The 23,966-nt window shown below is 64.6% G+C and carries 17 protein-coding genes; 5 read left to right on the forward strand and 12 right to left on the reverse strand.

What is annotated here, in order from left to right; all coding sequences use genetic code 11:
• Nucleotides 1-30: 30 nt before the first annotated feature.
• Nucleotides 31-1,581, forward strand: coding sequence for a DHA2 family efflux MFS transporter permease subunit (locus tag PCE31107_RS18940; RefSeq protein WP_150610248.1), 1,551 nt, complete (start codon nucleotides 31-33; stop codon nucleotides 1,579-1,581).
• Between the two features lie 243 nt (nucleotides 1,582-1,824).
• Complete coding sequence (locus tag PCE31107_RS18945) at nucleotides 1,825-2,319, forward strand: acyl-CoA thioesterase (RefSeq protein ID WP_150610251.1); 495 nt, start codon at nucleotides 1,825-1,827, stop codon at nucleotides 2,317-2,319.
• A gap of 141 nt (nucleotides 2,320-2,460) precedes the next feature.
• On the opposite strand, the gene truB is transcribed toward PCE31107_RS18945, so the two are convergent.
• The 7 genes from truB to scpB all read right to left on the reverse strand — a co-directional run bounded on the left by truB (nucleotide 2,461) and on the right by scpB (nucleotide 12,700).
• The gene (gene truB, locus PCE31107_RS18950; protein ID WP_150610253.1) at nucleotides 2,461-3,447 is read right to left on the reverse strand and encodes a tRNA pseudouridine(55) synthase TruB; all 987 of its coding nucleotides are present in this window, start codon (nucleotides 3,445-3,447) and stop codon (nucleotides 2,461-2,463) included.
• 117 nt (nucleotides 3,448-3,564) lie between these two features.
• A complete protein-coding gene (gene rbfA / locus PCE31107_RS18955) occupies nucleotides 3,565-3,999 on the reverse strand; it encodes a 30S ribosome-binding factor RbfA (protein ID WP_150610255.1) in 435 nt (144 codons plus the stop codon).
• A gap of 83 nt (nucleotides 4,000-4,082) precedes the next feature.
• A complete protein-coding gene (infB, locus tag PCE31107_RS18960) occupies nucleotides 4,083-7,031 on the reverse strand; it encodes a translation initiation factor IF-2 (RefSeq protein WP_150610257.1) in 2,949 nt (982 codons plus the stop codon).
• Nucleotides 7,032-7,111: 80 nt separating this feature from the next.
• On the reverse strand, nucleotides 7,112-8,587 hold the full coding sequence (gene nusA / locus PCE31107_RS18965) for a transcription termination factor NusA (protein ID WP_017231556.1): 1,476 nt from the start codon (nucleotides 8,585-8,587) through the stop codon (nucleotides 7,112-7,114).
• A complete protein-coding gene (rimP, locus tag PCE31107_RS18970; RefSeq protein ID WP_017231557.1) occupies nucleotides 8,584-9,042 on the reverse strand; it encodes a ribosome maturation factor RimP in 459 nt (152 codons plus the stop codon). The genes nusA and rimP overlap by 4 nt, the downstream gene beginning before the upstream one ends.
• 460 nt (nucleotides 9,043-9,502) lie before the next feature.
• Nucleotides 9,503-11,326, reverse strand: a complete 1,824-nt coding sequence (locus PCE31107_RS18975) for a pseudouridine synthase (protein WP_425494737.1) — start codon at nucleotides 11,324-11,326, stop codon at nucleotides 9,503-9,505.
• A gap of 153 nt (nucleotides 11,327-11,479) precedes the next feature.
• Nucleotides 11,480-12,700, reverse strand: coding sequence for an SMC-Scp complex subunit ScpB (gene scpB, locus PCE31107_RS18980; RefSeq protein ID WP_150610259.1), 1,221 nt, complete (start codon nucleotides 12,698-12,700; stop codon nucleotides 11,480-11,482).
• A gap of 327 nt (nucleotides 12,701-13,027) precedes the next feature.
• On the opposite strand from scpB, the gene fnr reads away from it, so the two are divergent.
• Together fnr and PCE31107_RS18990 are read left to right on the forward strand one after the other, a co-directional pair.
• Nucleotides 13,028-13,756 carry a fumarate/nitrate reduction transcriptional regulator Fnr gene (gene fnr / locus PCE31107_RS18985; protein ID WP_150610261.1) on the forward strand — a complete coding sequence of 243 codons (729 nt, stop codon included), beginning with the start codon at nucleotides 13,028-13,030 and terminating at the stop codon, nucleotides 13,754-13,756.
• Between the two features lie 259 nt (nucleotides 13,757-14,015).
• Nucleotides 14,016-14,450 (forward strand): YybH family protein, encoded by a 435-nt coding sequence (locus PCE31107_RS18990; protein ID WP_130025728.1) that lies wholly within the window; start codon nucleotides 14,016-14,018, stop codon nucleotides 14,448-14,450.
• Nucleotides 14,451-14,462: 12 nt separating this feature from the next.
• Here the strand turns inward: PCE31107_RS18990 and PCE31107_RS18995 are convergent, their stop codons facing one another.
• Complete coding sequence (locus tag PCE31107_RS18995; protein WP_150610263.1) at nucleotides 14,463-15,395, reverse strand: LysR family transcriptional regulator; 933 nt, start codon at nucleotides 15,393-15,395, stop codon at nucleotides 14,463-14,465.
• Nucleotides 15,396-15,532: 137 nt separating this feature from the next.
• Here PCE31107_RS18995 and PCE31107_RS19000 point away from each other — a divergent pair, with 137 nt between their 5' ends.
• Nucleotides 15,533-16,549 (forward strand): zinc-binding alcohol dehydrogenase family protein, encoded by a 1,017-nt coding sequence (locus tag PCE31107_RS19000; RefSeq protein ID WP_150610264.1) that lies wholly within the window; start codon nucleotides 15,533-15,535, stop codon nucleotides 16,547-16,549.
• 115 nt (nucleotides 16,550-16,664) lie between these two features.
• On the opposite strand, the gene PCE31107_RS19005 is transcribed toward PCE31107_RS19000, so the two are convergent.
• From PCE31107_RS19005 to hrpA, 4 genes are all read right to left on the reverse strand, one after another.
• Nucleotides 16,665-17,504 (reverse strand): competence/damage-inducible protein A, encoded by an 840-nt coding sequence (locus PCE31107_RS19005; protein ID WP_150610266.1) that lies wholly within the window; start codon nucleotides 17,502-17,504, stop codon nucleotides 16,665-16,667.
• Between the two features lie 87 nt (nucleotides 17,505-17,591).
• The gene (locus tag PCE31107_RS19010) at nucleotides 17,592-18,512 is read right to left on the reverse strand and encodes an EI24 domain-containing protein (RefSeq protein ID WP_150610268.1); all 921 of its coding nucleotides are present in this window, start codon (nucleotides 18,510-18,512) and stop codon (nucleotides 17,592-17,594) included.
• A gap of 118 nt (nucleotides 18,513-18,630) precedes the next feature.
• Nucleotides 18,631-19,626, reverse strand: a complete 996-nt coding sequence (locus PCE31107_RS19015) for a YVTN family beta-propeller repeat protein (RefSeq protein WP_150610270.1) — start codon at nucleotides 19,624-19,626, stop codon at nucleotides 18,631-18,633.
• 378 nt (nucleotides 19,627-20,004) lie between these two features.
• A partial coding sequence (gene hrpA, locus PCE31107_RS19020; RefSeq protein WP_150610272.1) for an ATP-dependent RNA helicase HrpA occupies nucleotides 20,005-23,966 on the reverse strand: 3,962 nt, incomplete at its 5' end.

The raw sequence follows: 23,966 nt of genomic DNA on the forward strand, positions 1-23,966 counted from the left end.
GGGGGTGGCCCCCACCCCCTTTGACATCTCATGGCAACTCAAAACGCTCCTGGCCCCCTGACGGGGAGCCAGTTGGTATTCGGCACCATCGCGTTGTCGCTCGCCACGTTCATGAACGTGCTCGACACCTCGATTGCCAACGTATCGATTCCCGCCATCTCCGGCGACCTTGGCGTCTCGTCGAGTCAGGGGACGTGGGTGATTACGTCGTTCGCCGTGGCCAACGCCATCTCGGTGCCGCTCACGGGCTGGCTGACCGAGCGCTTCGGCGCGGTGCGACTGTTCATTTCGTCGATCCTGCTGTTCGTGCTGGCATCGTGGCTGTGCGGCATGGCGCCCACGCTCGAATTCCTGCTGGCGGCCCGTGTGTTGCAAGGTGCGGTGGCCGGTCCGATGATCCCGCTCTCGCAATCGCTGCTGCTCTCCAGCTATCCGAGTGCGAAGAGTTCGATGGCGCTCGCGCTATGGGGCATGACGACGCTGGTCGCCCCCGTGATGGGCCCGATTCTCGGCGGCTGGATCTCGGACAACTACCATTGGCCCTGGATCTTCTATATCAACATCCCGGTCGGCATTGGCGCCGCTTACGCCACCTGGCTGATCTATGCCAAGCGTGAAACGCCCACCCAACGCAAGCCGATCGATACCGTCGGGCTGGCCTTGCTCGTGTTGTGGGTCGGGTCGCTGCAGGTGATGCTGGACAAGGGCAAGGAACTCGACTGGTTCAATTCGTCGACGATTGTCGTGCTGGCGCTGGTGGCGTTGGTGTCGTTCTGTTTCTTCGTCATCTGGGAAATTACCGAGGAACATCCGGTGGTCGATCTGACGCTCTTCAAGCGGATCAACTTTACCGGTGGCGTGGTGGCGATCTCGGTGGGTTACGGCCTGTTCTTCGGGAACCTGGTGATTCTGCCGCAGTGGCTGCAGATCCATCTCGGCTATACCGCGACGGAGGCCGGCCTGGTGCTGGCACCGGTGGGCCTGTTCGCTATCCTGCTCTCGCCAGTGATCGGTAAAACGCTGCCCAAGCTCGATGCCCGTTGGGTCGTGACCGTCTCGTTCCTGCTGTTCGCGCTAGTGTTCCTGATGCGTTCGCACTTCAATACGCTCGTCGATACGCGCACGCTGATGATTCCGACGTTCCTGCAGGGCGTGCCGATGTCGATGTTCTTCATCCCGCTCACCGCGATCATCCTGTCCGGGTTGCCGCCGAGTCGTATTCCGGCGGCAGCGGGGCTGTCCAACTTCGTGCGGATCACGTGCGGTGCTGTGGGTACGTCGATTGCGACGACCGTGTGGGAGAACCGGATCATCCTGCACCATGCGCAGTTGACGGAGCATTTGACGCCCTACAACCCGACGTACAACGCGTCCGTGCAGACCCTGAATCAACTCGGCATGAGCACACCCCAGGCCAACGGTTACATCGACCGGCTGGTCACGCAGCAATCGGCGATGCTCGGCGCGAACGATATTTTCTGGATCTCGGCGCTGCTGTTCGTGCTGATGATCTCGATGGTATGGATCACGCGGCCGATGAAGGGGGGCGGCGGTGCCGACGCCGCGGCCGGCGCGCATTGAAGCGAAGTCTTCCCCAGTGTCTGGCCCTGCCCTGTGCAGCCGGACACCTCTCGAACCCCGCTGACGTTAGCGGGGTTTTTTTTGGCCACGCCGACGATGCGCGCAACGCATAACAGTGAGGTTGATTCGCGACGCGCGTCGGCAACGACCACGCAATCGAAGTATGATGGCGCACTCCCCGACGCGATACCGGAATACCGCACGACGCTCGGGAATGTCACATCCCCAGCCCAAACCAACATCATGACGACCCCGCAGAACCCGAACGAACGCTCAGAAGTCACTTTCCGCTTTCTGGCCGAACCGGCCGCCGTCAATTTCGGCGGCAAGGTGCATGGGGGCTCGCTGATGAAATGGATCGACGAAGTGGCCTATGCCTGCGCAGTCACCTGGTCGGGTCGCTATTGCGTGACGGTCAGTGTCGGCAACATCCGCTTCCGCCGTCCGATTCTGGTGGGCAATCTGGTGGAACTGCGTGCGCGTATCGTGGCCACCGGGCGCACCAGCATGCACATCCATGTCTCGGTGCACGCGGGCGATCCCAAGTGGGGCGAGCTGCGTCAGACAACCGATTGCCTGATGGTGTTCGTCGCCGTCGATGAGAGCAATCACCCGGTCGGCATTCCGTCGTTCGAACCGAAAACGGACGAGCAGAAAGCGTTGGCCAAGTACGCGATGGATGTCAAGGCAGCGCTGGACGCCATCGTGGAACTCAAGCCGGAGAACGTCGCCCACTGAGGTCGACGGCGGTCGCCCGACCGCTGAATGGCGCGAGGTGCGCCCCTCGGGAACCGACGAGGCGCGCGAGCATGTGCATCATCGCAACATCGGCTGGCCGCGGCTGAACGGCGCCGACTGCGCTTGCTGCGATGACTTCGCTTACTGGGTCTTCAAGAGCCGTTGCGGCGTGAGCAGCGCCTCGCCATCGAGTCGCGCAACGCCCAGCAACCGCGCGGCGGCGTCGCCATCGGCTTCGGCATACACCTTCACCTCGATCGCCTCGGATGCGCCGGCACACGCGCGCAGCGCCTGAGGACAGCGCACCTCGTCCAGACGCAGACGTTGTCCGTGGCTGAACCGCCTGGCGAGCGTTTCGTCGAGCCAGATCGTCGGCAGCGTCTTGAGCAACGCATCGACCGGTGCCAGCCTCTGCACACGTTGCGCGTGATCGAGCGCCCCCAAATCTTCCAGCGTCACCGCGCCGTCGAGCGTGAGCGGACCGACGGCCGTGCGGCGCAGCGCGCGCAAATGCGCGCCGCAGCCCAGCGCCTCACCGATATCTTCGGCCAACGTCCGCACGTACGTGCCTTTGCTGCAAGTCACGCGAAACGAGAACTCGGCGACGGCCGGCAGCGCGCACGCTGTCATCTCCAACGCGTGAATCGTGACCGCGCGCGCTTCGCGCTCGAGGGCCTGCCCCGCGCGCGCATATTCGTACAACGGCTTGCCGTCTCGCTTGAGTGCCGAATACATCGGCGGCACCTGCGAGATCGGCCCCGTGAAGCGTGGCAGCACCGCGCGAATCGCCGCTTCGTCCACCGTCACAGGGCGCGTTTGCAACACCTCGCCCTCTGCGTCGCCGGTGGTCGTCGTCTCGCCAAGACGCACCAGCGCTTCATAGGTCTTGTCGGCGTCGAGCAAGTCCTGCGAGAACTTCGTCGCCTCGCCGAAGCAAAGCGGCAACAGACCGGTCGCCAACGGATCGAGCGTGCCGGTATGCCCCGCCTTCAACGCCTGCAACAATCGCTTGGCACGGATCAGCGCGTCGTTGGATGACAGGCCCAGCGGCTTGTCCAGGAGCAACACGCCATCGAGCGCGAAACGGGGAAGTTTTTGGCGGGGTGCCTGCGAACGCGGGTCCGTCATGATGCGCAGAGTGCTTGAGAGAGTCTTGTGGAATTCAAACCCTGGCACTCATCGCAAGTGCAAAGGTCGTGCCGCACCGCCGGGCAGGCCCATCGGGCCGCCCGGCACGGGCCATCGTCAATCGACGGACTTGCCGTCGTCTTCCTTGTCGCTGTGCGCGTCTTCTTCGACGACGCCGTCGCTCGCTTCGTCGCTTGCTCGCGTCGCGTTCGCCGTATCGATCAGTCGCGACATCTCGATCGCACGTTCGATCGATTGGTCGAAGTGGAAATGCAACGTCGGCACCGTATGGATGTGCAACCGCTTGAACAGCAGATTGCGCAGGAAGCCCGCTGCCTCGTTGAGCGCCTCGCCGGTCGCCTTCGGCTCGCCGGTGAGCGTCGTGAAAAATACCTTTGCATGCGCATAGTCGGGTGTCACTTCCACGCTTTGCAGCGTCACCAGACCAATACGCGGGTCCTTCACCTCGCGCTGAATCAACTCCGACAGATCGCGTTGGATCTGATCGTTGATGCGAAGGTTTCGACCCGGAACACCACGTTTCTTTGCCATGACAAACTCGCTAGTAATGCAATGGCCCACCCCACCGGTTTCCCGGCTTGGTGGGCCATTCCACATTCATTGTGCAAATCGCGTTACAGCGAGCGCGCAACTTCCGTGATTTCGAACGCTTCCAGTTGGTCGCCTTCCGTGATGTCGTTGAAGTTCTTCACCGACAGACCGCACTCGAAGCCGGACTTGACTTCCTTCACGTCATCCTTGAAGCGCTTGAGCGAATCCAGCTCGCCCGTGAAGATGACGACGTTGTCGCGCAACACACGCACATGCGACGAACGCTTGACGAAGCCGTCGAGCACCATACAGCCGGCGACCTTCCCGATCTTCGGCACGCTGAACGTCTGGCGCACGTCGACGAGACCCGTGATCACTTCCTTCTTCTCCGGCGACAGCATGCCCGACATTGCCGCCTTCACTTCGTCCACGGCATCATAAATGATGTTGTAGTAGCGAATGTCGATACCGTTCGACTCGGCCAGCTTGCGTGCCAGCGCATCGGCGCGCGTGTTGAAGCCGATGATGACCGCCTTCGAAGCCGTTGCCAGGTTGACGTCGCTTTCGCTGATGCCACCCACGGCGGCGTGCACGATCTGCACACGCACTTCCGGCGTCGAGAGCTTGTTGAGCGACTGCGCCAACGCTTCCTGCGAACCCTGCACGTCGGCCTTGATGATCAGCGGCAGCGACTTGACTTCGCCTTCGGCCATCTGCTCGAAAATGTTCTCGAGCTTCGCGGCCTGCTGCTTGGCCAACTTCACGTCGCGGAACTTGCCCTGACGGAACAGTGCGATTTCACGCGCCTTGCGTTCGTCCTGGACCACGAGCACTTCTTCACCCGCGCCCGGCACTTCCGACAGACCCTGAATTTCCACCGGGATCGACGGACCCGCTTCCTTCGCGTTCTTGCCGGTTTCGTCCAGCATCGCACGCACACGGCCGTAGGCCTGACCGGCCAGCACCATGTCGCCGCGACGCAGCGTGCCCGACTGCACCAGAATCGTCGCCACCGGACCCTTACCCTTGTCCAGCTTCGCTTCGATCACGATACCCTTGGCCGCGGCTTCCGCCGGCGCCTTCAGCTCCAGCACTTCCGCCTGCAGCAGCACGTTCTCGAGCAGATCGTCGATGCCCGCACCCGTCTTCGCCGACACCGGCACGAACGGCGATTCGCCGCCGTATTCTTCCGGTACCACGCCCTCGGCCACGAGTTCCTGCTTCACGCGGTCCAGGTTCGCATCCGGCTTGTCGATCTTGTTGATCGCCACCACGATCGGCACACCGGCGGCCTTGGCGTGCGCAATGGCTTCCTTCGTCTGCGGCATCACGCCATCGTCCGCCGCGACCACGAGAATCACGATGTCCGTGGCCTGCGCACCGCGAGCCCGCATGGCCGTAAAGGCTTCGTGACCCGGCGTGTCGAGGAACGTCACCGTACCGCGCGGCGTATCGACGTGATACGCACCGATGTGCTGCGTAATACCGCCGGCTTCGCCCGCCGCCACCTTGGCGCGACGGATGTAGTCCAGCAGCGAGGTCTTGCCGTGGTCGACGTGACCCATCACCGTCACCACCGGCGGACGCGGCAGCGCTTCGCCTTCCGTCGCATCGTTGCCCAGCGCCAGCAGCGTTTCCGGATCGTCCAGCTTTGCGGCGATCGCGCGGTGGCCAAGCTCCTCCACCACGATCATGGCCGTTTCCTGATCGAGCACCTGGTTGATGGTCACCATCTGGCCCATCTTCATCATCAGCTTGATGACTTCCGAGGCCTTCACCGACATCCGGTGCGCCAGATCGCCCACGCTGATCGTTTCCGGCACGTGAACATCACGCACGACCGGCTCGGTCGGGGCCTGGAACGACGAACGATCGTCCTGCGAATGACGGTCGCCACGACGGCCGCCACGGCCACCGCCACGCCAACCATCCGAACCACCGCTCGTGTCGCCGCGCGTCTTCATGCCGCCACGCTTGTTGCGGTTATCGGCATCCTTCTGCCAGGCGCCTGGCTTCTTGTCCTTCTTGTCGGCGGCGCCCGCGGTCGTCGAGGCCGGAGCGGCTGCCGCCGGCTTCTTGTCCGCCGGTTTGGCCGACGCGGCACCTTCCGGCTTGGCCGGCTTGTGCAGGGTACCCTTCGCTTCCGGCTTGGCTGCAGCCGCCGGCGCGGCAGGTGCCGGCTCCGGCGCCTTGAGCACGCGACGCGGCGCGTTCAACATTTCGCGAATCGCACGCGCTTCGGCTTCGGCCGCCGCACGGCGCTTGCGAATCGCTTCCTCTTCGGCACGGGCCTTGTCGGCCGCCGCGCTCGCCTTTTCGGCGGCCGCGCGCGCTTCCTCGCTGGCCTTGCGGGCCTGCTCGCGCTCGGCTTCGGCCTTGGCCGCTGCCGCCTTCTCGGCTTGCTCGGCCTTTTCGGCGTCGGCCTTGGACACCTTCTCGGCTTCGACGTCGACCCCGGCCTCCACCTTCGCTTCGGCCTTCGCCTTCTGTTCGTCGGCCGCCTTGGCCGCCGCGGCGCGCTCCGCCTCCTCGCGCGCACGGCGCTCGGCGGCTTCCTTCTCTTCGCGCTCGCGACGCTCGGCTTCCTCGCGCTCCAGTTGTTCCTGGCGCAGCTTGAGCTCAGCCGCTTCCGCCGCCAGACGCTCCGCTTCGCGACGCGCGTCTTCTTCACGCTGGCGCAGGGCTTCGTCTTCGGCGGCAGCCGCCGCGCTCTCCGCGCCTTCCGCGACGTCGTCACGCTTGACGAAGGTGCGCTTCTTGCGCACTTCCACCTGAATCGTGCGCGCCTTACCGGTCGCGTCGGCTTGCTTGATTTCCGAGGTCTGGCGACGCGTCAGAGTAATCTTCTTTTTGTCGCCGTCGCCGGCGCCGTGCGAACGGCGCAGGTGCTCCAGCAGACGGGCCTTGTCGGCTTCCGTCAGGGAATCGTCGGCGCTGAGTTTTTCCACGCCGGCGGCTTTGAGTTGCTCCAGCAACACGCCGGCCGGCATTTTGAGTTCTGCAGCAAATTGGGCTACGTTGATGCTCGCCATTCAAACCTCTTCAAGCAAGGCCAGGCGCCTTGCGGTTAACTTCAAAGTTCACTGTTCCATATGCATGCCAGGGCAGGTCATCATTGGAACCAGTGCTCTCGCGCTTTCATGATCAGGGCTTTCGCGGCTTCCTCGTCGACGCCGGTCATCTCGGTCAGTTCGTCGACGGCCAGCTCGGCCAGATCATCGCGCGTCTGAATTTCGTGCTCGGCCAGTTGGGCCAGCAACTCAGGCGACATACCGTCGAGGCTCTTGAGATCGAGCGCAACGCCCTCGACCTTCTCCTCGGTGGCAATCGCCTGTGTCAGCAGGGCGTCGCGCGCACGATTGCGCAGCTCATGCACCGTGTCCTCGTCGAACGCTTCGATCTCGAGCATTTCGTTCAAAGGCACGTAGGCGATCTCTTCCAGGCTCGAGAAACCTTCCTCGATCAGAATGTCCGCCATTTCTTCATCCACATCGAGACGCTGCATGAACAGCGAGCGCAACGTGCCACGCTCCTCGTTCTGCTTCTCGGCCGACTCGTCCGGCGTCATGATGTTGATCTGCCAACCGGTCAGATCCGATGCGAGTCGCACGTTCTGACCGCTGCGACCGATCGCCACCGCCAGTTCGTTCTCGTCGACGACGACATCCATGCTGTGCTTTTCTTCGTCCACGACGATCGACTGCACCGACGCCGGCGCAAGCGCGCCGATCACGAATTGCGCGGGGTCTTCCGACCACAGCACGATGTCGACGTTCTCACCGCCCAGCTCGTTGCGCACCGCCTGCACGCGCGTGCCGCGAATGCCCACGCAGGTGCCGATCGGATCGATACGCTTGTCATATGCCACCACGGCGATCTTGGCGCGCACGCCAGGATCGCGAGCGGCCGACTTGATCTCCAGCAGACCCTGCTCGATTTCCGGCACTTCCATGCCGAACAGTTCGATCAGGAATTCCGGCGCCGTGCGCGAGAGCTCGATTTGCGGGCCGCGCGCCGTGCGGTCGACCTTCGCGATGTACGCGCGGACACGGTCGCCGATACGCAGATTTTCCTTCGGGATCAGTTGATCGCGACGCAGCAGCGCTTCGACACGCCCCGACTCGACGACCAGGTTGCCCTTGTCGAGACGCTTGACCGCACCGGTCATGATCTTCTCGCCGCGATCCAGGAAGTCCGTGAGGATCTGTTCGCGCTCGGCATCGCGGATGCGCTGCAGAATGACCTGCTTGGCCGCCTGCGCACCGATACGGCCGAATTCGACCGACTCCACGGGTTCTTCCACGAACTCGCCGATCTCGATGGACGGGTCGTCTTCCTTGGCCTCGAACTCCAGAACCTGCTTGTCCGGCTCTTGCAGGCCCGCCTCGTCCGGCACCACGACCCAGCGACGGAAGCTCTCGTGCTCACCCGACTCGCGGTCGATATGTACGCGAATGTCGACGTCCTCGGCATAGCGCTTCTTGGTGGCCGAGGCCAATGCTGCTTCAAGCGCGGCGAACACGACGTCCTTGTCGACGTTCTTTTCGCGCGCGAGCGCATCGACCAACAGCAATACTTCGCGACTCATCGTTTGCGACTCCTAAAATCAATCTGCGGCACTAGGCGCGCACGGTCAATATCCGCGAGGGTGAAGTCGAGCAGCGCCGGGCCGCCCTTGCCTTCGAACTCCAGGCTCAAGTTCTCACCTTGCGGCGCCTGCAAGATGCCGCGAAACTGCTTGCGACCTTCAAGCGGCACACGCAAGGTAAGACTCACTTCCGCACCGGCAAAACGCTCGAAGTCACGCAGCTTGCGCAGCGGACGATCCAGCCCCGGTGACGACACTTCGAGTCGGTCGTAATTGACGTTCTCGACCATCAGGACATGCGAGAGCTGACGGCTCACCGTCTCGCAGTCATCGATCGCGATGCCTTCCGGCTTGTCGATGTACACGCGCAGCAAACCACCGCCGGCGCGTTCAATGTCGACCAGCTCGTAACCCAGGCCTTCGACCGTGGTCTCGATCAGTTCTGGCAATTGCAACTTTGCTCACCCTAGAAAAACTCGCGCGCATTAGCAGCGCCCGACAGGTCTGCGCGCCCCGCATGGGGCGCCGCACGATACCGGCCCTCGACCGCCCGGGCCGGCGTACCCGTGTCGGCACGCCCACTCCCGAACGCGGCGGCATCGGCCGCGCGCAAAACGCTCGCGGCAAAAAAAAATGGGCGAAACGCCCATTTCTTACAGCCTCATTGCGCATGAGGTGCGCGCCGCAACAGAAGTCACAGCACGCGGACCAGCTTATTCATTGATTTTATATGATTTTGGGCCGATTTGCAACGCTTGGCACCCCCAAAACCGGCAGGACAGGCGCCTTTGCCGCATTGCCGCATGCAGGATGGGCCCAACGAACGAACGTCCCCATTATTGCGGACGTCAGGCCAGGGGCAATACGCTGGCACCCCTGCCCGCCGCCGTCCGCCCTGGGGGCGTTCCAACGAAATCAACGTGAACGGTTGCCGCCGCGATTGCCACGGTTGCCTTGATTGCCACCGCCCGTATTGCCGCCGCCACTTCCACCAGCACGGTTGCCGCCACGACTGCGATTGCCATTGACGTTACCGTTGCCGCCACCACCGTTACCGCCGCGCGACTGACCGCCAAAACCACCGCCGCCCGCCGACGAATTCCCACCGCCGAAACGTCGTCCCTCACCTCGCGGCGAAGGCGACTGCCCCGGGTAGCCGCCGCTCGGGCCAACGAAGGCCGTCAGCGGATTGGGCCGGGGACGGCGCGACTGGCCCGGCTCGCGACTGAACACGCCCAAGGCCGTCTGCATCGGATCCGGTTGACGGCGCGGCTCTTTCGGTGCGCCGGCTTTGCCGCCACGACCACCCACACTGCTCTTGTCGTCCGAGCCGGTGCCCGGCATCTTCATGCCGACCGTCGCGAACAGGGAGCGCACCTGCGCCTCGTCCAGCTCTTCGTAACGGCCGCGCTTGAGACCGCGCGGCAGCGTCAGCGGGCCGTAACGCGTACGGATCAGACGACTCACCATCAGGCCCGCCGCATCGAACATGCGACGCACTTCGCGGTTGCGACCTTCGGTCAACGCTACGTGATACCAGTGATTCGACCCTTCGCCACCGCCGTCCTGCAACCGCAGGAAATTGGCTTTGCCATCGTCCAGCTCGATGCCGCGCAGCAGTTGCTGACGTGACGCCTCGCTCAATTGCCCCACGGTGCGCACGGCATATTCACGCTCGATGCCATAACGCGGATGCATGAACCGGTTCGCCAGATCGCCCGACGTCGTGAGGATCAGCAGGCCTTCCGTGTTGAAGTCCAGGCGTCCAACGGCGAGCCACTTGGCCGTCTTCATCGGCGGCAAACGATCGAATACCGACGCGCGGCCTTCCGGATCGGAATGACTGACGATCTCGCCCGACGGCTTGTGATAGAGCAGCACGCGCGGCGGTTTGCTCGTGATGCGACGCTTGACGAGCTTGCCGTTGATGCGAACCTGATCGGTCGGCAGAATGCGCTGACCGATGTGCGCGGGCTCGGCGTTGACCGACACGCGCCCGGCGAGAATCAGCTCTTCCATCTCGCGACGCGATCCCATCCCGGCCTCGGCCAGCACTTTGTGCAGCTTGGGCGCTTCATCGTCCGGCGACAGAACGCGACGGTCGGCCGGGCGGCGGCCGCGCTTGGCAGCCGCCTTGGCATCGCCTTCGGACTCGTCGCTATCGAAGCCACCCGACGTCACGAACGCGAACAGATCGTCGTCACCGCCCTTAGGCGCCTTGCCGCCCTTGCCGCCCTTGCCGCCACCGACACCTGCGCCGCCCCGGGCACCGCCCGTCGACTCCTTGCGACCACGGCCCTTGGCACCCTGCGGCGCCCTGCCTGTCGGCGTCGCACCATGACCGCTGGCTGCGCTGCCATCGCCTTGCGCCGACTGCGCCGGCGGCGAGGACTGTGCGGCACCGTCACGCTTGCCGCTGCGCGGCTTACGGGGTGCGGCATTGCGGCCTCGCGCCTGAGCGGCCAACGGCGCACCGTCGGCGCCCAACGCTTGCGCTTGCGGCGCATCGCCGTTCGGTTCCCCGCGTGGGGCGTCCGATGCGGCAAATTCACCTGCGCCGCCGTCGTCGCCTTCACGCTTGGATTGCTGAGCCGCACGACGGCGGGCAATCAGACTGCGCGGACCACGGCGCAAGCCACGACGCGATGCTTTTTCGTCGCCGCCCTCGCCTTCCGGCGCACGGGCTTCGGCACCCGCATCGCGTGCGTGCAGGTCCTGGGATTCTTCGATTTGTTTCAACACAACCTCATTGGAAAACGGGATCGTCGCGGGCAGGCGTAAATGGCTGCCCCGATCCGTGTTCGCACCATGAATGCGCGGCAAATGCTTGCCGCGACTTCGTTCTTATCGCTAACGGCCCTGCTGGTGCGCGCGACGCGATGCGCCGACGCCTCAGGTGCCCGTGACGAGACTCTTGTCGTCCCCGTCGCTCTCGTCGTCATCGCCCTCACCGGACAGGCGCTGCCCGGTGGCGGGTTCGTTCGCTGCCGAGTCGGCAGCGTGCGGGGAAACCTCTTGTGTTACCAACGCGGCGGGATCTGCCGCCGACGTCGCTACCTCCTGCGCATCTTGCGGCGGATCGTCGCCGACCGACACCGCAGACTCCGATTCTTCGGAAAATTCCTTGTCCTGCGCGACCTCCACCGACAATGCAGAATGGGAGGACACCGGCCCTCGGTCTGCCTCGCCGTCGCCAGACGTCGCTTGCGTCGCGTCGTCAAGCGCCGCATCGACCTGCTCACTGACGTGCGCCGCGCCCGCGAGTTCCGCGAGCGATGCCCGTTCAGCGTCTGCCGGCGCAATCTCCACCGGCGCCTCGACCGGGACTGTCACCCCATCGTCGCCTTCGCCTTCCGCCATCACGGCGTCGAGCAACGCGTCTTCCGTCGGCCCGTCGCCCACGACCGGCACCGGGCGCTGATCTTCGGGCAGCCCTTGTGCAAGCGGCAAGTCGTCGGCACGCGCTTGCGCCAGACGTGCCAGCGCTTGCGCATCGGCGACAGGCACGTCATCAGACGTCGCGTCGTCCCCCGCGTCGGCCTCGGCACGCTCGCCGAATTCGATGTTCTGCTGCGCGAGCAAGTCGATCTGCGCCTGTGCGGCCGGATCTTCGAGCGGCGGCAACGCATCGAGCGCCCGCAGCCCCAGATCGTCGAGAAAGTCCTTGGTCGTTGCGTACAGACCCGGGCGTCCCGGCACATCTCGATGCCCGATCACCTCGATCCAGCCTCGATCCTCGAGTTGCTTGATGATCTGCGTGTTGACCGTCACGCCGCGAATCTCTTCGATATCGCCGCGCGTGACCGGTTGACGGTACGCGATGATCGCCAGCGTCTCCATCACCGCTCGCGAATACTTCGGCGGCTTCTCTGGATTCAGGCGATCAAGGTATTCACGCATGCGCGGACGGCTCTGGAAACGCCAGCCGGTGGCCAACGCCACCAATTCCACACCTCGGCCTTCCCATTGCACGCGGATTTCCTCGAGCAGCGCGCGCACCGTGTCGCCAGACACGGCGTCATTGAAAAGCTTGCGCAGATCGCCGACCTTGAGCGGCTCCTGCGCGCAAATCAACGCGGTCTCGAGGACGAGTTTCGCCTCTTGGGTATTCATGTGCGACTAAGCAGACCGGGGGCTTGGCGACCCGGTATCAGGAATAAATGGATGCTTGGAACACGAGAAACGGTCGTAACCGCTTCGCATAAGCGCGCGCCCGATTGTGTTCGGTCGTAGTGACGGCGGCGCGACCTGAATGCTTCGAAACGACCTGCCGGGAAAACGCCCAGGCCGATTGTGCGGCGAGACGGACGTCCGGTATGTGCGCAATTATTACTGAAACACCGACGCCCGTAAAGCCTCGTCGACATTCCGACGTGCGGAAAGGGAAAACGATAGGTCAACGCCCCATGATAGACTCTCCAAAAAACTTCAGGGGCCCTCATGACCACAGAGATCGGTCGCACTCCCATCGCTCAGCCCCGCTGTTCCACATGTTCGCTCGGGCAATTCTGCTTGCCGGTCGGCATTCCGGAACCCGAATTGGAACAACTCGATGCACTGGTAAGCGAGCGCCGCCGCCTCAAGAAAGGCGAAGTGCTCTACCACGCGAACGACGATCTGCACGCCGTCTACGGCATTCGCTTCGGCTCGCTCAAAAGCTGCGTCACGGCCCCCGACGGCCGCGAGCAAGTCGTCGGCTTCCACCTCCAGGGCGAACTCATCGGCTTGGACGCCATTGCTGACCACCATCACCCGAGCAGCGCCATCGCGCTCGAAGACAGTGAGCTGTGCATCGCCCGCTTCGGCGAACTGGAGACGCTGTCGCGTCAGGTGCCGTCGCTCCAGCGCCAGCTGCACCGCCTGATGAGCCAGGAAATCCGCAACGAGCACCAGCAACTGCTCGCGCTCGGCACCATGCGTGCCGAGGAACGTCTGGCGGTCTTCCTGCTCAACCTGTCCGAGCGGCTGTCCGCGCGCGGTTACTCCGCCCATGAATTCGTGCTGCGCATGAGCCGCGAAGAAATCGGAAGTTTCCTCGGCCTCAAGCTTGAAACGGTCAGCCGACTGTTTTCTCGCTTTGCGCAAAACGGCATGATCGAAATCCGGCAGCGCCACGTCAAGATCATCGACGCCGCCGCGCTGCACGAACTCGCCGGCGTTCCCTGCTGACACCCCCAACGGGGATGCACGAGCGTCCCCGCAGCCGAAGATCCCGCCAGTACGCCGTCACCCGTCATCGCTGCCTCGCAGGTTAGCGATACGCTAACGGCCCCGCACCCGCGTCGTGTTGCGCCAGATCAAGCGTCGCGCGCGATGGCGCGATTTCGCCCTCCCTACGTTCGACAAGCCCCGGCAAACGCTCCATAATCGGCGCGTTCTCCAGGCGCCCCTCATTGTCTGGCGCTCCACCCCGTCGGAGGCTGCCGTTATGCCCGCTGCCATTTTTCTCAGTCCGGAAGACGCCGAGCGCGCCTACTACGAAGCACTGCGCGCCGGCGATACCGATACGCTGATGGACGTCTGGTCGGAAGACGAGGAAATCGTCTGCATTCACCCGGCAGGACCCCGCCACGTCGGCCCGGCGGCGGTTCGCGAGAGTTGGCGGCAGATCCTTGCCAAGGACGGATTGCACGTCACGGCCAGTCATCTCCAGGTCGCGCGCAATCCGCTGTGCGCGGTCCATAACGTGCTGGAACAGGTACAGGTCGAGACCCGTCCCGAAGCCCGTTACGCCTTCGTGCTCGCCACGAACGTCTACATGAAGGAAGCCGATGGCTGGCGCCTTGTGCTTCACCACGCCAGCCCGGCGATCGGTCACGAGGACGCCGGCGCACAACTCACGCGGCCCCATCACCTGCACTGACGCTTCGTCGCGTTACGGCCTCGATAGGCCAGCCGACGGGGCATCGCCGTCATCCCAATACGGCGTCGGCCCAAAGCGCGCCTGCAGGAATTCGATCAGCGCATGGGTTTTCGGCGGCACGAACGCCCGGCTCGGGTAGACGGCCCAGATCGCCACCTCCTCCGCGAGCGGATAGGCGGGCAACACCGGCACCAGCGCCCCGCTGCGCAGATGCGCGCCGACGTCCCACGTGGACTTGAGCGCAATGCCCAGGCCCGCCAGAACCGCGTCGCGCAGCACTTCCCCGTTATCCGACGCCAGACGCCCGCCGACACGCACGCTCAGCGGACCGCCAGGCGTCACGAACCGCCAATCGCGCTGCTCCCCCAGGATCAGGCAATCGTGCGCGGCAAGCTCGCCCGGGTGCTTCGGCGCGCCGTGCACCGCGAGGTACGCGGGCGACGCACACAATGTCCGGCGATTCGGGGCGAGCTTGCGAGCAACGAGCGTGGAGTCACGCAACGCCCCGACGCGAATCGCGAGATCCATGCCTGCCTCGATCAGGTCGACGACGCGATCCGTGAGCCGGAAGTCCAGCGAAATCCCCGGGTAGCGCGCCAGGAACGCCGACAAGGCGGGGGAAACATGCTGACGCCCGAACGACGAGGAGCATGACACCCGCAAACGCCCCTGCGGCGCTGCGTGTCCCTGCCCAACGCTTGCCATCGCTTGCGCCTCGGCCGCCAGCAAGGTCTGCGCCTCTCGCAGAAAGGCTTCCCCCTCTTGCGTGAGGGCCACCCTGCGTGTCGTTCGATGCAGCAACCGTGCCCCGAGCGCGCCTTCGAGTTGCGTCAGGCGCGTACTGGCCGTGGCCGGAGACAGCCCTCGCTCGCGCCCCGCGGCCGACACATTCCCGAGCGCCGCCACGCGCACGAACAACGCCACGGTATCGAGGTCCAATGCCATTTGATGGATTTTCCAAAAGATCTTTTCTGCATTATGCGAATTATCAAAGCAATCGACTAGTCTTAGTCTCTCGTTATCGCATCGGGGGCGTCGCCGGCCCACTGCCGGCGACGCCCCGCATATTCAGGAGAAAGCAAATGAAAGCCGTCGGATTGACCCATTACCTGCCGATTGACGACCCGAAGTCGCTCGAAGACATCGAACTGCCGACGCCAACACCCGCGGGGCGCGACCTACTGGTCAAGGTCGAGGCGATTTCCGTGAACCCGGTCGACACCAAGGTTCGCGCCCCGAAAGATAAGGTCGAAGCCACGCCGCGCGTGTTGGGGTGGGATGCGGCGGGCACCGTCGCAGCCGTCGGCCCGGACGTCACCCTCTTCAAGGTTGGCGACCCGGTGTACTACGCGGGCAGCATCACGCGCCCAGGCGCGAACAGCGAGTTCCATCTTGTCGACGAGCGCATCGTCGGCCACATGCCCACGTCGCTCGACTTCGCGGGCGCGGCTGCCTTGCCACTCACGACGATCACGGCGTGGGAAGCCCTTTTCGACCGCCTTGGCATCGCTCCCGACGGCAGCGACGAGGGCAAGTCGATCCTCATCGTCGGCGGTGCCGGCGGCGTCGGCTCGATCGCCATTCAGCTCGCGCGACGCCTTGCCAAGCTGCACATCGTCGCTACCGCGTCGCGCCCGGCATCGGCCGACTGGTGTCGTCAGCTCGGTGCGCAACATGTGATCGACCATACCCAGGACATTCCGGCGCAGTTGCAGTCGATCGGTATGCCACAGGTGGATTTCGTGCTGTGCCTGAACGACACCGACGAGCATTTCCCCGCCATGGCGCAGGTCGTCGCCCCACAAGGCAAGATCTGCTCCATCGTGGAGAATGCAGGTCCGCTCGACATCGGTCTGCTCAAAAACAAGAGCGCCACGTTCGTCTGGGAGTTCATGTTCACGCGCGCCATGTTCGCAACGCCGGACATGATCGCCCAGCACACGCTGCTGACCGAAGTGGCACGCCGGGTCGATGCGGGTACGCTGCGCACGACGGTGGGCGAGGTTCTGGGCCCGATCAACGCGGTGAACTTGCGCCGCGCCCACGCGCAGCTCGAAGGCGGACGCACCATCGGCAAACTCGTGCTCGCCGGATTCTGACCGGCGCGCAGGGCGCTCATGGTTCCCGCCGTGCGCGCCAGCAACGAAAAACGGCGCTTGCCCTTCACAGGCAAGCGCCGTTTTTATGCGCTCTCGCAGCAGTAACGCCCGCCCGTCAATTGCCCGACGGCAGCGTGCCTTCGGGCAGCGCGAGCGCCTCGGTCGGATGCAGGATCTCGCCGCCCAGCGCATTCACCCCGGCAATCAGTCGCTCGAACGCCGCGCCAACCCGTGCGGGGTCGCCCTTCACGCCCAGGTCGATATGTCGGCGCGCGTAGATCGCGCCACGCTGCGCGTCGCCCACGCTGGGCAGACTGAACACTTTCACGCCGCCGTATTCGGCTTCGATGGCCTCCATGAGCGGCGTCAATGTCGACTCGGCCAACCCGAACACCAGCACCGATCGCTCGGCGTGCTTCGTCAGGTGATGCAACTCGGCGTAGTCCGTGTCGAGCACCCACGCCATCATCGGCCACGCCATGACCGGGAATCCCGGCATGAAGTGATGCCGCTCGACCGAGAACCCCGGAATCTTGTTGTACGGATTCGGTAGCACGCGCGCGCCGACCGGAAACTCGCCCATCTTCAGACGATGCCGGTTATCGGGCTGGCTCATGTCCGCACGTCCGTCGGGACTGGTGTCGGCGATGCGCTCCATGATGAGCGCCTCGGCTTCCGGCGTGAGCACGAGCGGGACATTGAGTGCCGCCGCGGCACACTGACGCGTGTGATCGTCGGGCGTCGCCCCGATGCCGCCGGTGACGAAAACGATATCCTCGCTCGCAAACGTGCGTCGCAGCGTGGCCGTGATGCGCTCAGGGTCGTCACCCACATATTCGGCCCAGCCGAGTTGCATGCCGCGCTCGGTGAGCAGTTCGACGATCTTGGGGAGATGTTTGTCTTGACGGCGCCCCGAGAGAATCTCGTCGCCGATGATGATGATGCCGACCGCCATGATGCTTCCTTTATCTTGTCGTCAGGGCCTGGGGGGAGCGCGCGGCGCCGCCCGGCGGCAGCGCGCAGTCACACGATTGTGCCACTTTCACGGCGAACCGTTCGACGACCCTCGTCCCGGCGGCAACGCAGGCGGCAGGTCCTCGCTCTCTCGCGACGGAGGGCTCGCCACAGGCAGCAGCGTTGCCGCGAGCATCGGCTCATGACGCGCCGCCTCCGCCGCACGCAATCGCGACAATGCCCGCAGGCAATAGTGCGCGAACCACAACGCTGAAAATATAAAGATCACCACGTACAGCCAAATCGCCAGCAGCGCGATGACCGGGAACATCACGATCATGATGACCGACGACACCCACAGCAGCGTCGGCAATGAGCCGAGCAGCCCGGTTGCCACGCCGATCACCAGCAGTGGCAGACGCCGCTCGCGCACGATCCGGCGACGCTCCTCGGCGCTCGCGTGATACGCCAGCGCGTCGTACGTCATTACGCGATATGTCAGCCAGCCCCATAACAACGGCGGCACGATGGCGAAGAACGGCGGCACGAGCCACAGCGGCAGCGTGAGCAGCGCGGCGACGAGAAAGACCACGGTGGCGCCCAGCGACTGGCCGAGACTGCCCCAGAACGAGCCGCCCTGCCGCGCGTCCAGATGAATGTAGTGGCGACGCGAGAGGTGACGCAACACCGCGGGCATCGACCACCCCGCGATGAGCAGCAGCGCCGTGACCACGATCAGCGGGATGAGCAGCGCGACGAGAATGAACGGCGCGAGCGCCATGCGCACGCTATCGATGCCGAAATAGCCGAAGAAGCGGTAGATCCATTGCGTGAACTGCCACTGTTCGAGCCAGACGCGCAGAAAATCGGTGAACGGCACCCAGCCGAACCAGATCACGGCGCCCCAGATCAGGCCGGAGACCACAAAGGGCATGGCGGTGAGCCACAGCATGCGCGGATGCAGCAGGCTCACGAGCGCGCGGCCCAGCGCGCGAAGAATGTCATTCATGCAGTATCGATACGGTCGGTGCCGTCAGGACGAGAATCGGAATCCATCGCGTTGAGGAACGTGCGCCCCGAGCGGGGACGCTCGGTCGGTGTGGCGCCCTCGTCGCGATGTCCCGATGTTACAGCACCGGCGCGCGGTCGAAGAAATAGATCCCGTGCGGGGATCGTCCGACCGGAATGGTGTTGATCAGCTTGCGCTGCGTCATATCGATGATGCCGACCTTGCGGGCCCAGCGGAACGTTACCCAAAGCGTCTTCCGGTCGGCCGAGAGTTCCATGTCGTCCGGTCCCGGCAGCAGGCCGGTGATGTTCCCGACGTTCGTGAGCGCCTCCTGATCGACGATGCTGATCGTGCTCGACACGCGATTCGAAATCAGCACGTGCTTGCCGTCGGCAAGCGATCGGAAGTTGTGCGCCCCCTTGCCCGTCGGGATCGTCTTGATCACCTTCTGATTGCGCCAGTCGACCACGGCGGCATAGTCCGCGCCGGTCATTCCCACGAGCAGGTATTTGTCCCCCGGCGTGAGCCACACCCCTGCCGGGCTGTCGCCCACCTTCATCGTCCAGAGCACTTTCTGGGTGGCCAGATCGATGGCGGCGATCTCGTTGGACTGCTGCAACGAGATGAAGACAAGTTTGCTGTCCTGGGTGAAGACCAGATGGCTCGGCATCTTCTTGATGGGAATGCGCTGCGCCACGCTCAGGTTCTTGCCGTCGTAGCGATACACGTCCACGCGATCCAGTCGCAGGGCGTTGGCGACGAACCACTTCTTGTCCGGCGAGAAGCCAATCTGGTAGGGGTCCTCGACGTTCTCGATCTTGCGCTGCACCTGTCCCGTCTTCGGGTCGAGGAAGATGAGGTTGTTGCCGACCGAATTCGCCACGATGAGCGACTGATTGTCGGGCGTGGCCATGAGGTGATGCGGCTCCTTGCCAACCGGGAACGTCTGGATGACCTTCTGCGTCGCCTTGTCGATCAGGCTGACGCTGGCGTCGGCCGAGTTGAGCACGACCACGACACTGTCGGGCGCCGGCGCCGCAGCCTTGGCCGGCGCAGCGAGCGCCGCCAGACCGAAGGAAGCGGCCAGACCGGCAGCGATCAGGAGTTTGCGCATTAGGGCGTCTCTCAGGAGAAAATTGGGCAGGAAGAGTGGCGAAACCGGCGCGTGGACGGCGCATGGACCGCCCGGTCTCGATACGTCGTGGCGACTCGCCATTGTAGGCTGGGAACGCCCCGTCAACGCGCGTCCGGCGCGCCTTTTTTTACGTATCGAAACACAATTTCGACACTTTCTGACGTAGCGCAAACCGGCAGGCGGATGACCGATCGAAATGGCGTTAGGGGTTGGCGCCGGGGCCGAACGCCGTAATTACACGCGTGGGTTGGCATCCACCGAATCCGCTTGGTCGCCAAGTCCGCGGCGCTCGCCGGGATCAACGAGATCGCAGCGCTCGCAGCCATCGTTGCGCACGACGGCCGCGCCCCCAGCACGTCAGCGCTGCAACGCCTCCCAAACCTTGTGCAGACGCTTGACCGACACCGGCATGGGCGTGCGCAACTCCTGCGCGAATAGCGAGACGCGCAACTCTTCGAGCAGCCAGCGGAACTCCTCGAGTCGTGCGTCGCCCTGATCGCGGCGTTGCGACGTCGCCCGCTGCCAGTTCTGCAGCAACGGCCCCAGTTCGCTCATGGCACGGGCGTCGCGGGTCGGATCCGCCTTGAGCTTGTCGATACGTCCGGCCATCGCCTTCAGATAGCGCGGGAAATGCGCCAGTTGCGCGTACGGCGTGTCGATCAGGAACCGCTTGCCGATCAGCCGTTGCATCTGCGCCGTCAGATCCGCATACGCCTGCGCGAACGGTTTGGCCTGGGCCAGCTTCTTCTGCAAGGTTGCGTACTCGGTGAGAATCTGTCCGGCCAGCCGCGCGATCTCCTGCGCGAGCAGCGTGAGGCGTCCCCGCCCCTCGTCCTTTCGCGTGACGAACGACGCGTTATCGCTCGGCCAAGGCAACTGAAGGCACGCACGCTCCAGCGCCAGATCGACGATCTGCTCCCGCAGTTGTTCCTGCGTGCCCAGGTTCATGTACTGCATCGCCATCTGCTGAAGGCCCGGGATGTTTTTCTCCAGGTATTTCACCTGCTCGCGCAGTTGAATCGCGAAGAGTCGACGCAGCCCCGCGCGATGCTGCCGTTGCGCTTCGTGCGGATCGTCGAACACTTCGAGATCGCAGTGCTCGCCGCGGTCGACCAACGCCGGGTAGCCGAACAACGTCTGCCCCCCGCGACGGATTTCCAGCATTTCGGGCAGTTCGCCGAAGCTCCACGTTGAGAGGTTGTCGTAGCGGCCGGGCTCGATCGCGCCCGTTGAAGGCGCTGACTGTGCGCTCGCACGGCCCGCACCGCGCGCCGCCGGCGACGACGCCACCGATGCACCGTGTGCGTCGGGCTCGACGGCGGAACCACGGGTCGGCGTCGCGCCACTCTTCGCCGCCAACTGCTGAAACGTGCGCTGCGCCTGCTGACCGAGTTCGGCACGCAGTTGCGGGAGATTGCGTCCCATGCCGAGTTGGCGCCCGTGTTCGTCGATCACCTTGAAGTTCATCGACAGGTGCGCCGGAAGCATTTCGAGCTTGAAGTCACTGGACTTGAGCATGACGCCGGTCTGTTCGCGCGCGTCGGCGATGAGCGCATCGAGCAGCGCCCCCTGTCCGAACGCCGCCCGGTCGACGAAGCCGGCCGCGTACTCGGGCAACGGTACGAAGTGACGCCGCAGCTTCTGCGGCAGCGACTTCATCAGCAGGTGCGCCTTCTCTTTGAGCATGCCCGGCACCAGCCATTCGCAGCGGCGCGCGTCGACCTGATTGAGCGCGTAGAGCGGCACGGCGAGCGTTACGCCATCGCGCGGCGAGCCCGGTTCGAAGTGATAGCTGAGCACCATGTCGATGCCCGCAATGGCCGTCTGCTTCGGGAACAAGTCTGTCGTGACGCCCGCTGCCTCGTGACGCATCAGATCGTCGCGCACGAGGTAGAGCAGCTTCGGCGAGCCCTTGGCCGTTTCGCGATACCAGTGCTCGAAGCTCGCGCCGTCGTAGAGATCGGCGGGCACATGGGCATCGTAATACGCGTAGATCAGTTCGTCGTCGACGAGCACGTCCTGGCGGCGCGACTTGTGTTCGAGCTGTTCGATGTCGGCGATCAGCTTGCGATTGTGGGCGTAGAACGGGAGCTTGGTCTCCCATTCGCCTTCCACGAGCGCACTGCGCAGGAAGATTTCGCGGGCGCGACGCGGATCGCGCGGGCCGAAGTTCATCCGTCGGCGCGCATAGATCGTCAGGCCATAGAGCATGCCGCGTTCGTACGCCACGACTTGAGCGGCCTTTTTCTCCCAATGCGCGTCGGAGAGCGACGTCTTCACCAGGTGCTTGCCGACGCGTTCGATCCACTCCGGCTCGATCCGGGCGATGCATCGTGCATAGAGGCGGCTCGTCTCGACGAGTTCGCCGGCCATCACCCAGCGCCCGGCCTTCTTCACGAGCGACGATCCCGGCCAGAGGTGGAACTTGATGCCGTGCGCGCCGAGGAAATGCGGATCGTCGTCGGCCTTGCAGCCGATGTTGCCGAGCAGGCCCGCGAGCAGGGCAAGATGCACCTGCTCGTAAGTCGCCTCCGACGCGTTGATGCGCCAACCCTGTTCGCGCACGACGGTGAGCAACTGGCTATGCACGTCGCGCCATTCGCGCAGGCGCAATTGCGACAGGAAGTTGTCGCGGCAGGCTTGTCCGAGCAGCCGGTTCGACTTCTTGTGCGCGATCGCCTCTTCGAACCACTGCCAGATCTTGAGCCACGAGAGGAATTCGGAGCGTTCGTCGGCAAACTTGCGATGGGCGTTGTCGGCGGCGTCCTGCGCTTCGAGGGGGCGCTCGCGCGGATCCTGCACGGCCAGCGCACTCGCGATGATGAGGACTTCGCGCAGCGACTGCTGGTCGCGCGCCGCCAGAATCATGCGGCCCACGCGGGGGTCGAGCGGCAAACGCGCCAGTTCGCGCCCAAGCGGGGTGAGCTGGTTGGTGTCGTCGACCGCACCGAGTTCGCCCAACAGTTGATAGCCGTCGGCAACGGCCCGGCCGGGCGGCGGTTCGATGAACGGGAATTCCTCGACCTTGGCGAGCCGCAGCGACTGCATGCGCAGAATGACGGCGGCGAGCGACGAGCGCAGGATTTCCGGATCCGTGAAGCGCGCGCGCGCCTGGAAGTCGGCCTCGTCGTACAGGCGAATACACACGCCGTCTGCCACGCGGCCGCAGCGCCCCGCGCGCTGGTTGGCGGCGGCCTGCGAGATCGGTTCGATCTGCAGTTGCTCGACCTTGTTGCGGTACGAGTATCGCTTGACGCGCGCGGTACCGGCATCGACCACGTAGCGGACACCCGGCACCGTGAGCGAGGTTTCCGCCACGTTGGTGGCCAGCACGATGCGGCGCGCGTTGGACGGTTTGAACACGCGCTCCTGCTCGGGGCCGGAGAGCCGCGCGAAGAGCGGCAGAATTTCGGTGTGCGGCGGATGATGCTTGCGCAGCGACTCGGCCGCCTCGCGGATTTCGCGCTCGCCGGGCAGGAAGACGAGCACGTCGCCGGCGCCTTCGCGGCAGAGTTCGTCGACGGCGTCGACGATCCCGTCCATCAGGTCCCGTTCGCGATCGCGCGCGCTGGCGCGGCTGCCTTCGCGCCCCAGCGCGTTCGCGATGCGCGCATCGTCCTGGATCGGGCGGTAGCGCACTTCCACGGGGTACAGCCGCCCGCTCACTTCGATGACCGGCGCCGGACGCAGGTGGTCGCCCTCGCCCGTGCCGAAATGGCGGGCGAAGCGATCGGCGTCGATGGTGGCCGACGTGATGATGACTTTCAGGTCGGGCCGACGTGGCAGCAACTGCTTGAGGTAGCCGAGCAGAAAGTCGATGTTCAGGCTGCGCTCGTGCGCCTCGTCAATGATGAGGGTGTCGTACGCGCGCAACAACGGATCGGTCTGCGTCTCGGCGAGCAGAATACCGTCGGTCATCAGTTTGACGGACGCGCCGCGGGACAAGGTGTCGTTGAAGCGCACCTTGAAGCCGACGATGTCGCCAAGCGGGGTGTTGAGTTCGTCGGCGATGCGGCGCGCGGTGGCCGACGCGGCGATCCGGCGTGGTTGGGTGTGGCCGATCAGGCCGGTGCCGCCCGCGCCAAGCCCGCGCCCGAGCGCGAGGCAGATTTTGGGAAGCTGAGTGGTCTTGCCCGAGCCGGTCTCGCCGCTCACGATGACGACCTGATGGCCGGCGATGGCGCGCGCAATCTCTTCGCGCCGGCCGGAGACGGGCAGCGCCTCGGGAAAGACGATGTCGGGAAGCGGATTGGCGGCGGACTGGCGCGCCGCGAGGCGTTCGGCGTCGCGCGCGGCGCGCTCGGCCGGCGTCGTGCGTC

Source organism: Pandoraea cepalis, from assembly GCF_902459625.1.
In the GTDB taxonomy this organism is placed as follows: Bacteria; Pseudomonadota; Gammaproteobacteria; order Burkholderiales; family Burkholderiaceae; genus Pandoraea; species Pandoraea cepalis.